The sequence below is a fragment of the Synechococcus sp. genome (assembly GCF_982614295.1).
This window is the reverse complement of record NZ_CEXBMR010000053.1, coordinates 1-11,473: the sequence shown is the minus strand read 5'-3', so window position 1 is coordinate 11,473 and position 11,473 is coordinate 1. Positions and strand designations below refer to the sequence as shown.

The window sequence follows — 11,473 nt, the reverse complement described above, 5'->3', positions numbered from 1 at the left end:
AGTTGCATACGGGTATATTTATAATATCCCACGACGCCATGCATAGAGTTTTATATAAGAAAAGTATTTTTTGGAATGATTTTATTGGCAAAGTTATGTTATTTTGTTATGCAGCTCTTTCATATAATCAACTTTTTTTAATGCACCAAAGGCACCACTACAACCCGACGGGCTCTGCTGATCCCGATTTCCCTAGCTCTCCTTCAGATGGGCTTTTAAGCTGGTATAAACAATTTATGGTTGGTTATCTAGGCACCTCTCAAATGCTTGCTTTGATAGGCATTTGGTTCCTTCTTGCTATAGCTCTTGGCCCATCGTCAATATACAACATATTATTATTTTGCATTATTCCCCTGTTTTTAAGTTCCTTCCAACTTTTTATATTTGGCACTTATTTGCCCCATAGAAAACTTCATTTAAACTTAAATACGCATACGAGAAGCATTGATCTACCGGTTTGGCTTTCGTTGTTAGCCTGTTATCACTTTGGTTACCATCAAGAACATCATGATCATCCAACTCTTACTTGGTTTGAGCTGCCGGCAGCCCGCAAACGTTCTCGGTTACTCGCGATCGGATAGGCTTTGAATTACAATATTATAAGAATAATTTTGGAATATGGTCGACACTGTGCTGGATGGCTGGACAGAAATTGAGCAGGGTATTGCGCGAACTGCTTTTGATCGGGCCTACACACGTTCTATCGATCAGCTAGCGGCTTCTGTAAGGGCGAAATCCGAGGCTCTCAGCAGTGCTGAAACAATATGGGAACTACACGATTTTTTAAGCATCCAAAGGCACACAATTGAAGGAAGCTTTGATTTCCGCCCTGAAGGGATTCTTTTTGTTTTCGCGAGACTTGTAAAAGATGAATTATTAAATATTGATGAACTTGATGGTTTAGGAATTGATAAATTATCCAAAATCACAGCAATGGCTAAATTCTAATTTTCTTGTAAAGACAAAATTATCAATTTCTTGCTTAAATTTTTCGTTTACAAGGCGCATGTTATCTTAATATTATTTAAATATTCAATTGTATGGCGCCATTACTTCCTGGGCAAGTAGATAAACCTTGGCTGGCAAGGGGTTTGAAAATTCTGGGTGGAATTGGCCTTGCAGTTGGCTTGATTTCTTTGATGCCATATCTTTTGTTTTTTAGCTTGCTGACTGCGCTTCTACTGATTCCCGTATTGCGTCGCTTGAGATCAGAACTAAACCAAACAATCAACATAACTCCCACTCCCCTCACAGACATAACTCCCTGGCACCAGAAATTGATCAAAAAAATCAACGGTTGGCGTTGAGCAGCAGCACATGCCACGGGTTTCTTTACAAACCCGTAACAATCCCCTAAGATTTGCGCAACACTTCTCAACAATCATGGCTGATCCAACCACCCGCTTTGGCTTCGTTGCATTTGCGGAAACATGGAATGGCCGTATGGCAATGCTTGGTTTTGTAATTGGCCTTGCAACTGAATTACTCACCGGGCAGAGCATTCTTTCCCAAATCGGATTGGGCTGATTCTCTCTTTACTACAAACCAAATCCATCTTCAAAACAATGACCAACAGCCAAGTTTCTAAAGAGCAGCTGATCCAATTGGAACAGCTCAAACGCGTAGAACTATTTAATGGCCGCGCTGCGATGCTCGGTATCTTGATCGGCGTCATTACTGAAGGCCTCACAGGTTACGGAATTGTGCATCAAATTGGTCTTGGTGCCCTTGTTGATGGCTTCGCCGCCTGTCGTACACAGTTTCTACCCTTTTGCTTCTGATAACCATGTAGCCCGATGCAAACAACAATATCAGCGAAACCAGTTCCATTTTCTAACTAGTAGCTCATCCGAAAGCATTTAACCCTTGCAGATGCTCCCTTTAGTGATAGGTTAATGGGGTAACTCGTTTGAAAGGTTCATGCTCACTGGTTCTGAACTGCTGGCAGCTGTTAAGGAGTTCGGCGACGGCTCTAAATCTGCCCTAGTTAAATCTTGCGGATATGTAAGCAAGAAAAAGGATGGTTCTGATCGTTTGAATTTCACAGCTTTTTACGAAGCTTTATTGGAAGCAAAGGGCGTAAATCTTGGCGATGGCAGTCTTGTTGGCAAAGGCGGTCGTAAACTTAGCTACGTAGCTACTGTTCAAGGCAATGGCAATCTTTTGATTGGTAAGGCCTACACAGCCATGTTGAATCTCAAGCCAGGCGACGATTTTGATATCAAGCTTGGTCGTAAGCAGATTCGTTTAATTCCAGCTGGCACTAGCGAAGACGAAGAAGATTGATTTTCAAGCTGTTTCAGTCTTGATTTCTTTGCAACAGGCCGTTTTCCATCTCTGGAAAGCGGCTTTTTTATTAGAAAAATTTAATGGGATGGCATTTAGGGTTTTAATAATCTGATGGACTCTGAATTTGTTTTTCTCCCATCCCAGGTGCTGATCCTGCGCTGCCATCAGCACGCGGATGCCTTAACTGCAGCCAGCGCCGTAAAACAACATAAAAGCGTTGTAGTAGACACTGAGCAAATGGATGCCGCTGCAGCTCAAAGGCTGCTCGATTTTGTTGCTGGAGCAGTTGATGCCATAGATGGCAATGCTGAACGGCTTGGGGAGAACAGCTTTTTATTCACCCCACACCAAGTGCAGGTGAGCCGCATGGATTCAGCTGTTGAAGTTGATCGCCAATAGAGTTATCTGAGGCTTTAAAAAAGCTCACCTCAGCTGTTAAGCAACCGTTATGGCCCTGCCTTCTGGCAGCCTGCTTCAACTAACTCCCCAGGGGCTGTATTGCAAAGCGGCAGAAGCCTGGATTGATCCATGGAGGCCTGTATCGCGAGCCTTGATAACCCATGCCCATGCAGACCATGCCCGCCCAGGCTGCGGCGAATATTGGGCTATTAGTTCCAGTGAAATGATCCTGCGAAAACGCCTTGGTGCCGCAATCAAAATAAATGCAGTTTCTTATGAACAGCAGCTACATATCGGCGCTGCTCAAGTTTCATTTCACCCTGCAGGCCACGTACTCGGAAGTGCTCAAATTCGAATGGAGGCAGGCGGTGAAAGCTGGCTGGTAAGCGGCGATTACAAGCGATGCGCCGATCCAAGCTGCACACCTTTTAAGCCAGTGAAAGCTGATGTATTCATTACTGAAGCAACTTTTGGTTTACCGATCTATCGCTGGCAAAGTGGCGCTGAAATAGCCCAGCAAATTTTGGAGTGGTGGCGCAGCAGCGCAGATCATTCATCAATTCTGTTTGCTTATGCCTTTGGTAAAGCCCAACGTTTGTTAGCGGAACTTGCTGCTATCGGCGTAAGTGATGAGGTTTTGTTGCACGGAGCTGTGGAAGCATTAATGCCTGCTTACCGCTGCGCAGGTGTTTCTATGCCTCCAACAAAAGCTTTGAGCATGGTGAATAAGGGGGATAGCTTGGCCGGCCGCTTAATAATCGCGCCGCCTTCTGCTCACCGTTCGGTGTGGATGAAGCGCTTTAAATTTCCCCAAACAGCATTTGTGAGTGGATGGATGGCAGTGCGAGGTGCTCGCCGCCGCAAAGGTTATGAAAGGGGGTTTGTGATGAGCGATCACGCCGACTGGCCCGGCCTGATTAGTAGCGTTAAAGAAAGCAAAGCTCAGCAAGTTTTCGTAACTCATGGCAACAGTGATGGCTTAGCCCGCTACTTAAAAGAGGTAGAAGGAATCAGCGCGGCACCACTAAATGCTGATTTCAGCTGAACCATGCAAAGGTTTGCAGCTCTCTACAACGCGTTTGATACGAGCAGCGGCAACAATGCCAAAGTGGCAGCGCTTCTCAAATACTTAACCGAAAGCGAACCAGAAGATGCGGCATGGGCTTTACATGTACTTCTCGGCAAGCAAGGTAAGCGCTTAATTACTGGGCGCCGCCTCTTGCAAATATGTGTTGATCAATCCCAACTGCCGGAATGGTTATTAAACGATTGCTACGCCCAAGTGGGGGATTCAGCTGAAACAATTTCGTTGTTGTGGCAACAGGAAGGAACATGCACAAGGCAACCCTTGCACTATTGGCTTGAACAGCTCTTACCCAACGCAGCAAAACTAAAAGATCAAGAACAAGCTGCCGCTGTGCGCCAACTTTGGGGCGGCCTAAATCAAGCGGAATTATTGGTGGCAAACAAACTGCTCACCGGCGCTCTACGGGTGGGAGTGGGACCGGGGCTGGTGGTACGCGCGCTAGCGCAACTAACTGGACTTGATGAGGCATTGTTGCAACACAGGCTTATGGGAGGTTTCAAGGCAACTGCAGCTAACTACATCGCCCTAGTAGCGCCAGCAACTACAGCTGAATCAGTTCCGAGCCGTCCTTATCCATTTTTCCTTGCATCACCACTAGAGATTAAAGATCCTGAAATCCCGTTACCAAATCCCCCTAACAACTGGTTAATTGAGTGGAAATTTGATGGTATCCGCGCTCAATTAATACATCGTGCAAATCAGGTTTTTTTATGGAGCCGCGGCGAAGAATTAATTAACAACTCCTTTCCTGATTTGGTAGCCGCCGCAGCGAATCTTGCCGATGGCATAGTTCTCGATGGTGAAATTTTGATTTGGCCCCCAGAGGCTGAGCTGCCAGCTCCCTTTGCGTTGCTACAAAAACGTTTGGGTCGCAAGGAGCCAAACCGCAAACTTCTTGCTGAATTACCAGCCAGTTATGTGGTCTACGACCTTCTTGAACTCAATGGCCACGACATCCGTTCTCAACCCCTCTGCCAGCGCCGCAATGCCCTTGAGGCCCTAATAAAACCAGCGGCAACAAGTTGCCTGCGCCTTTCACCTCGATTACCACTTGATAACTGGGAACAGCTGGAACCCCTGCGCCAAAAGGCAGAAGCAGTTGCTGCAGAAGGGGTGATGCTTAAAAATTTGGAATCGCCATACCTCACAGGCCGCAAACGCGGTTACTGGTGGAAGCACAAACGCGACCCCTACAACCTTGATGCGGTTTTGATCTACGCCCAAGCTGGCAGTGGCCGCCGCGCCAATTTATTTACTGATTACACCTTTGGGCTTTGGGATCCTGAAGGCAAATTAGTGAGTTTTGCAAAGGCTTATTCAGGCCTTGATGATGCTGAAATAACAAGCCTGGATCGTTGGATACGCAGCCACACCACCGAACGTTTCGGACCTGTGCGAGTAGTGGAGCCAATACAAGTATTTGAGCTGGCCTTCGAGGGATTGCAACGCTCAACAAGGCATAAAAGCGGAATTGCTGTGCGTTTCCCTCGGATCAACCGCTGGCGCAAAGACAAAATTGCAAGCGAGGCCGACAGTTTGAAAACAGCTTTAGCTTTATTGGCATGAAAAACAGTCTTGCTAAGCGCGATCGACAGCCCGAATTTATGGATCAACCGGGGCTAGATCGCGATGAACATGCCCGTGCCTTAGCTGGATTGCGCCGCATCAATTTCATCAGCGGCACATCTGCAAGTTTGCTTGCTCCCATTGAAAAACTGGCAAGAGAAAAAGAAAACAAGCCCCTGCAGATTCTTGAACTTGCCTGCGGCGGCGGTGACACCGCGATCGATCTTGCTTTACAGGCCAGGCGTAAGGGGTTAGCAATAAAACTGCATGCATGCGATATAAATCCTGAGGCTGTTGAAATCGCAAAGGCAAATTCACTACGCCGTGGGGTGGAATTGGAATTTTTTTGCGCCGATGCTTTAGAGGCATCAGATCAAGAAAAGGATTTTGATGTGGTGTTCTGTTCCCTATTCCTGCATCACCTCAATAACGCCGATGCAGAACAGCTACTTAGAACTATGAACAAGCGGGCCCGTTGTTTGGTTTTATTAACCGACCTAATCCGCAGCCGCATAGGTTATGGAATGGCATGGGCCGGAACCCGATTGCTTAGCAGATCATGGGTGGTTCACACCGATGGACCTTTATCAGTTAAGGCTGCCTTTCAAATCGAAGAGGTACGCGCTTTAACGCAAAGAGCAGGGATTCAAAATGCAAAGCTGCAGCGTTGCTGGCCTGAGCGTTACCTTCTGAGCTGGGAAGGCAATTAATTTTGAAGGAGCGCCACATCTCAGGCGAAGCCATTGAAAATTGGGATGTGGTTGTAGTGGGTGCGGGGCCCGCTGGGGCCTTAGCTGCGATCGAGCTTGCCCGTAAAGGGATTCAAGTGTTGCTTGTAGAAAAACGAAATTTTCCCCGTTGGAAGGTATGTGGTTGCTGCCTTAATGCTCAAGCCCAGGCAGTACTTGCTTCAGTTGGCCAAAGCGAACTAATCGAGCAACAAGGGGGTGTTGCCTTAGATCAACTATTGCTTGGTCATAAAGGGAAAAAATGTTCAATTGCACTTCCTGGTGGTAGAGCACTATCGCGGGAACGATTCGATCAAGCTTTGGTAGAGGCTGCGATCGCCGCAGGAGCACACTTCCGCAGTGGCACCACAGCACTATTAGGCCCGGTAACGGCGCAGGCAAGAAATGTAACCCTGCAGGAAATCGGCGCAAAACACCTTGAACAGGTAAGCGCCAAGGTGGTACTTATTGCAGCGGGGTTAGCTAATCGCTGCATACCCGCATCTGAAGCTGGAGAGTTACATATCAAGCATCAATCGCGGCTTGGTGCCGGTTGCGTAATAAGGGATGCAGCAACTACTTATTCAGCTGGAGTTATCCATATGGCAATAGCAAAACAGGGCTATGTGGGGCTGGTGCAGCGAGAGGACGGTTACTTAAACATTGCCGCTGCCTTTGATCGCCAGGCACTAAAAACCAACAACAATTCATTTGGAGCGGCAGAGGCAACCCGCGCCGTACTACTCAGCGCGGGTTTTGCAATTCCGATGGGGTTAGAGCAAGCTGATTGGCAAGTTACCCCCGCACTTACGCGCCATTCCACAGTTGTTGGTGGTGAGCGCTTTTTGCTGCTGGGAGATGCAGCCGGCTACGTGGAACCCTTCACTGGGGAGGGTATGGCCTGGGCTCTAACTTCAGCAGCTGCAGTGGTGCCCTTGGTTTTAACAGGCATCGCTTGCTGGAGTGAAAGTATCGAGCGCCGCTGGCGGCGGGTTTTAAGCAAACAAATCGGACGACGCCAACGAATCTGCCGGGCTATGGCACTGTTATTGCAACAACCTCTAACAACCGCTTTGGCCTTTGGCCTCAGCAAACGCGTACCCCTTATCACCAAAAAATTGGTATCACAGCTGAATCATGTAGCGATACCGTGAACATCCGCGGCATTGGCACTGCAGTGCCACCAAATCAGGTAAACCAAGCTGATTCTGCACTGCTTTCTGAGCGGGTTAGCGCAAGGGGCAGCAACAAAAATGGCTTGGTGCAACGTATCTTGCGCCGAACTCAGGTGCAAAGCCGCGCCAGTGTGCTGGCAACGGGAAATAGCAGCGAGCAACTACCTTTTTATGGCGAGGAGAACCCCAGCACCGCAGACCGCATGGCTGAATATGCCCGCCATGCATCACCTCTTGCATTAGCTGCAGTTGAACGGGCGCTAGCCGATGCGCAAATGGCAGCAACCCGCATTACCCATTTGATAACTGTTTCTTGCACTGGCTTTCAAGCGCCAGGGTTTGATTTGGACTTAATCAAGCAACTGGGCCTAGATCCAGAGGTGCAACGCACCCATGTGGGTTTTATGGGGTGCCATGGCGCCCTTAACGGTTTGCGGGTAGCCAAAGCTTTTGTGGATGCCGATGCCGAGGCAGTGGTATTGCTCTGCGCAGTGGAACTCTGCAGCCTTCATCTCTACTACGGCTGGGACCCAGAAAAAGTGGTTGCAAACGCATTATTTGCCGATGGAGCTGCTGCCCTAATAGCTACTGCCAAGAAAGCTGAAGCTGATAACTATCCCAGCCTGCTCGCCTCAGGTTCGCTGCTGATTCCTAATTCAGAGGAACTGATGCATTGGCAGATCGGCAACCATGGCTTTGAAATGGGCCTTTCTGCAAAAGTGCCCGAGGCAATAGCCATGCAGCTAAAACCTTGGCTTGAGCGTTGGTTAATAGCCAAGAACTATCGCTTAGCAGAAATTGTTAGTTGGGCGATACATCCGGGTGGTCCACGGCTTCTGCAAGCCTGCGCAAACTCCCTTGAGCTGAACATTGATCAGATCGCTGAATCACAGGCGGTGTTGCGCGAACACGGAAATATGTCTTCGGCAACGATTTTGTTCATCATCGATCGATTGCGCTCATCAGCAGCATCAGGCCCTTGTATCGCGATGGCTTTTGGGCCTGGTTTAAGCGCTGAAGTGGCTCTACTGCTACTGCCGTGAACGCTGCGCAGCAGATCAGCTTGGATCCGATTCTTACTTGGTTCCAGCGGCAAGGCTGGACGCCGCTGCCATTTCAACAAGAAGCGTGGGATGCCTACCTTTGCGGGGAGAGTGGCTTAATCCAAGTACCCACCGGATCTGGCAAAACCTATGCCGCTGTAATGGGTCCGATTGCTGAATTGCTGGCAGCAGAACACAAAAAAGGGCTGCACTTGCTATATGTCACCCCATTGCGAGCCCTAAGCCGCGATCTTGCCTTAGCGATTCAGAAGCCGATAGGAGAGATGGGCTGGCCCTTGCAGGTGGGGATTCGCAATGGCGACACCGGCAGTTACGAGCGCGGTAAACAACTGCGTAGCCCACCGCAAATTTTAATTACTACCCCTGAATCGCTAAGCCTGCTGCTGGCAAATCCAAAAGCAAATGAGTTATTTGCTGATTTACATGGAGTAGTGCTCGATGAATGGCACGAATTAATGGGAAGTAAACGCGGCACACAAACAGAGCTATGCCTCAGCTGGCTGCGTAGCCAGCGCCCAAAGCTCCGTATTTGGGCAATTAGTGCAACTATCGGCAATCTCGATGAAGCGGCATGTAGTGCCGTTGGCGCTGCACATCCTGGCAAGCAAGCAACAAAGCCACGTCTAATTTGCAGCAACATAAAACGCAGCACGGCGATTCGCAGCCTCCTACCAGATTCAATCAATGGCTTCCCATGGGCCGGCCATCTTGGCCTGCGCCGATATGAGGATTTAGTGGCTGCTCTTGAACCAGGCATTTCCACCTTGCTTTTTACCAATACACGTAACCAGGCTGAGCGTTGGCATCAATGCTTGCGTTATGCCTGCCCTGAGATGGAAGGCTCACTGGCTTTGCACCACAGCGCCATTGATCGCACTGAACGGGAAGCGATCGAAGCAGCTGTTAAAGCAGGGGCGTTGCGTTGGGTGGTGTGTACAAGTTCTCTAGATCTAGGTGTTGATTTTCAACCTGTCGAAAAGGTTGTACAAATTGGATCAGCAAAAAATGTGGCCCGATTATTGCAACGGGCTGGTCGTAGTGCCCACTCACCTGGGGGCACCTCACAGGTTTTATTTATGCCAACCAACGCGTTGGAGCTATTGGAATTAAGCGCTCTACGCAGAGGACTAGCGGAGGGGTTAGTGGAGGATCGCCGTGCGCCAAATGCGCCGATCGATGTGCTGCTACAACATCTCACCAGCCTTGCCTGCGGACCCGGCTTTGAAGCTGATAATGAGCTTGCGGTAATTCGCACGGCCTGGAGCTATCGCAAACTCAGCGATAGCGATTGGCAGTGGTGCTTAAACTTTTTAGAACATGGCGGCGATTGCCTTAATGCCTACCCGCGTTACCGCAAGCTTGAACGCGAAAATAATCGCTGCTTAGTAAAAGAAAAAACTATTGCGAGGATGCATCGCATGAATATCGGCACTATTACCGCTGATAGATCAATAACAGTACGTTTCGTGCGCGGAGTTGTGCTGGGTCATGTGGAGGAGGCATTCATTAGCAGGCTAAAAGCGGGAGATGTATTTTTTTTCGCAGGGCGTCAATTGGAATTTATACGGCTACGGGAGATGACTGCATACGTAAAAGCAAGCTCAAAAAAAACTAATCTTGTGCCCGCCTGGAGCGGGGGGCAGATGGCGTTATCCGATCTGTTAAGCCAGCACCTGCGCACCGAAGTAGACCGTTGCGCCAAAGCGCTGGCTGGCCAGGCAGAACTCGATAGCCCTGAACTGCAGGCCCTGGAACCACTGCTAGAAAGACAAAAGCAGATATCAAGATTGCCACTCCAAAATGAGCTTTTGGTGGAGGTGTGCAATAGCCGTGAAGGAAGCCATCTTTATGCCTACCCCTTTGAGGGCCGCTTTGTTCACGAGGGCATGGGATTCCTTTGGGCTTGGCGACTAACTAGTAAACAAGCAAGCACAATTACCGTGTCGGTGAACGACTACGGCTTTGAGTTGCTAGCGCCTAAGGGCTATCCATTTGAAGAGTTATTTGAAGTTTATAGCGATGAATTGCTTTCAAATGAAGATTTAGATCTTGATTTAGAAAAGGCAATAAACCTTTCTGAGTTATGCCGCCGCCGTTTCCGAGGCATTGCTCAAATTAGTGGTTTAGTGCTAAATGGATTTCCAGGAAAAAGCAAATCAGGCGGACAATTGCAAATAAGCGCAGCACTTTTGTTTGATGTTTTTAGTCGCCACGAACCAAATAATCGATTACTTGCCCAAGCAAGATCTGAAGTGCTAATTGAACAGTTAGATCTACCAAGAATCACTGGCGCCCTGCAACGCTTAAAGAGATGCAACCTGCAATTGGAACGCACTGTGAGGCCTTCTCCTTTTGCCTTCCCCTTGCTTGCAGAACGATTAAATAACCGTATGAGTAATGAATCACTTTTGCAACGGCTGGAGAGATTGCGAGAAGAAGCTGAACGGGCAGAAAATTAACGTGTTATTTCACTGGCGTGGCAAAAAATTAGAATTACTAGGAGCAAAAGCTGCCTGGGATCCGCTGCAGAAAATCTTATTTTTAGCAGATTTACATTTAGGCAAGGCAGAAACTTTTCAATGTTATGGAATTCCATTTCCTAGTGATGGTGATTGCAGCACGCTGAACGATCTATTGAATCTGGCCCATCAAATGCAACCCGAGCAGGTGATGGTGCTTGGTGATTTAATTCATAGCCATCATGGCCTTACCCCTGAATTGAGGTTGAAACTTAAGGCTTTACCGGAATTACTGGGTTGCCCATTACGCCTTATTGGTGGCAACCATGAAAAGGGAAGTTGGATAGAAGGATTATGCCAAGAACCATCACAGGCCTTAGGCGACTTGTGGTTAAGCCACATACCAGAACCACGGACAGGGCTTTTAAATATTTGCGGACACCTTCATCCAGTAGCGGTAGTTGGTGGAGGCGCCGATCGCTTGCGTCTGCAATGTTTTAGCTACAGCGAAAAGTATCAGCGGCTTGCCTTACCTGCATTCGGACGTTTAACGGGGGGCCATCCCTGTTCAAAAGATGAAAAAATTTGGCTCGTAGCAGATGGCTCTGTAATGGAATGGAAGCAAAACTAGTTGTTTTAGCAAATGAGTTCAACCATTAAAAAGCCCCCGCGTTAGCGGGGGCGATTTCTATTCCTCTAATTAAGC

Annotated in this window: 14 protein-coding genes; all 14 read left to right on the top strand. The window is 48.3% G+C overall.

The window, feature by feature from the left end; all coding sequences use genetic code 11:
• A partial coding sequence (locus AC2JC8_RS08740) for a fatty acid desaturase (protein ID WP_484594543.1) occupies positions 1 to 581 on the top strand: 581 nt, incomplete at its 5' end.
• A 37-nt stretch (positions 582 to 618) separates the two neighbouring features.
• Positions 619 to 948, top strand: a complete 330-nt coding sequence (locus AC2JC8_RS08735; RefSeq protein WP_484420259.1) for a hypothetical protein — start codon at positions 619 to 621, stop codon at positions 946 to 948.
• Between the two features lie 92 nt (positions 949 to 1,040).
• Positions 1,041 to 1,307, top strand: a complete 267-nt coding sequence (locus tag AC2JC8_RS08730) for a hypothetical protein (RefSeq protein WP_484401372.1) — start codon at positions 1,041 to 1,043, stop codon at positions 1,305 to 1,307.
• Between the two features lie 76 nt (positions 1,308 to 1,383).
• Positions 1,384 to 1,527 (top strand): high light inducible protein, encoded by a 144-nt coding sequence (locus AC2JC8_RS08725; RefSeq protein WP_484401373.1) that lies wholly within the window; start codon positions 1,384 to 1,386, stop codon positions 1,525 to 1,527.
• A 38-nt stretch (positions 1,528 to 1,565) separates the two neighbouring features.
• On the top strand, positions 1,566 to 1,781 hold the full coding sequence (locus AC2JC8_RS08720) for a high light inducible protein (RefSeq protein ID WP_484420258.1): 216 nt from the start codon (positions 1,566 to 1,568) through the stop codon (positions 1,779 to 1,781).
• A gap of 139 nt (positions 1,782 to 1,920) precedes the next feature.
• Entirely contained in the window at positions 1,921 to 2,286 is a 366-nt protein-coding gene (locus AC2JC8_RS08715; protein WP_255131954.1) for an AbrB family transcriptional regulator, read from the top strand.
• 114 nt (positions 2,287 to 2,400) lie between these two features.
• On the top strand, positions 2,401 to 2,688 hold the full coding sequence (gene sepF / locus AC2JC8_RS08710) for a cell division protein SepF (protein ID WP_295458394.1): 288 nt from the start codon (positions 2,401 to 2,403) through the stop codon (positions 2,686 to 2,688).
• A 49-nt stretch (positions 2,689 to 2,737) separates the two neighbouring features.
• The gene (locus tag AC2JC8_RS08705; protein WP_484401375.1) at positions 2,738 to 3,733 is read left to right on the top strand and encodes a ligase-associated DNA damage response exonuclease; all 996 of its coding nucleotides are present in this window, start codon (positions 2,738 to 2,740) and stop codon (positions 3,731 to 3,733) included.
• Positions 3,734 to 3,736: 3 nt separating this feature from the next.
• The gene (locus AC2JC8_RS08700; protein ID WP_484420256.1) at positions 3,737 to 5,341 is read left to right on the top strand and encodes an ATP-dependent DNA ligase; all 1,605 of its coding nucleotides are present in this window, start codon (positions 3,737 to 3,739) and stop codon (positions 5,339 to 5,341) included.
• Positions 5,338 to 6,051, top strand: a complete 714-nt coding sequence (locus tag AC2JC8_RS08695) for a methyltransferase domain-containing protein (protein ID WP_484594542.1) — start codon at positions 5,338 to 5,340, stop codon at positions 6,049 to 6,051. Before AC2JC8_RS08700 ends, AC2JC8_RS08695 begins: the two co-directional genes overlap by 4 nt.
• Before the next feature lie 2 nt (positions 6,052 to 6,053).
• Positions 6,054 to 7,223, top strand: a complete 1,170-nt coding sequence (locus tag AC2JC8_RS08690) for an NAD(P)/FAD-dependent oxidoreductase (protein ID WP_484401379.1) — start codon at positions 6,054 to 6,056, stop codon at positions 7,221 to 7,223.
• Positions 7,220 to 8,287 carry a type III polyketide synthase gene (locus tag AC2JC8_RS08685; protein WP_484594541.1) on the top strand — a complete coding sequence of 356 codons (1,068 nt, stop codon included), beginning with the start codon at positions 7,220 to 7,222 and terminating at the stop codon, positions 8,285 to 8,287. Before AC2JC8_RS08690 ends, AC2JC8_RS08685 begins: the two co-directional genes overlap by 4 nt.
• On the top strand, positions 8,284 to 10,767 hold the full coding sequence (locus tag AC2JC8_RS08680; RefSeq protein ID WP_484594540.1) for a ligase-associated DNA damage response DEXH box helicase: 2,484 nt from the start codon (positions 8,284 to 8,286) through the stop codon (positions 10,765 to 10,767). The genes AC2JC8_RS08685 and AC2JC8_RS08680 overlap by 4 nt, the downstream gene beginning before the upstream one ends.
• Positions 10,763 to 11,398: a ligase-associated DNA damage response endonuclease PdeM gene (pdeM, locus tag AC2JC8_RS08675; RefSeq protein WP_484594544.1), complete on the top strand. Its 636-nt coding sequence runs from the start codon at positions 10,763 to 10,765 to the stop codon at positions 11,396 to 11,398. Before AC2JC8_RS08680 ends, pdeM begins: the two co-directional genes overlap by 5 nt.
• Positions 11,399 to 11,473 lie beyond the last annotated feature (75 nt).